The 453-nt window shown below is 50.8% G+C and carries 1 rRNA gene; it reads right to left on the reverse strand.

Features of this window, described 5'->3' with window-relative positions:
- Positions 1–453: ribosomal RNA gene (locus DF185_RS23225) — 23S ribosomal RNA — on the reverse strand; the annotation flags it as partial.

A 453-nucleotide genomic window follows, 5' to 3' on the forward strand; every position in this document is an offset into this window, starting at 1 on the left:
TGGGTTGTTTCCCTCTCCACGACGGACGTTAGCACCCGCCGTGTGTCTCCCGGATAGTACTTACTGGTATTCGGAGTTTGCAAAGGGTTGGTAAGTCGGGATGACCCCCTAGCCTTAACAGTGCTCTACCCCCAGTAGTATTCGTCCGAGGCGCTACCTAAATAGCTTTCGGGGAGAACCAGCTATCTCCAGGTTTGATTGGCCTTTCACCCCTAGCCACAAGTCATCCGCTAATTTTTCAACATTAGTCGGTTCGGTCCTCCAGTAAGTGTTACCTCACCTTCAACCTGCCCATGGCTAGATCACCTGGTTTCGGGTCTATATCCAGCAACTCGACGCCCAGTTAAGACTCGATTTCTCTACGGCTCCCCTAGATGGTTAACCTTGCTACTGAATATAAGTCGCTGACCCATTATACAAAAGGTACGCAGTCACACCACGAAGGTGCTCCTA

The sequence above is a fragment of the Marinifilum breve genome (assembly GCF_003202155.1).
Classification (GTDB): Bacteria; Bacteroidota; Bacteroidia; order Bacteroidales; family Marinifilaceae; genus Marinifilum; species Marinifilum breve.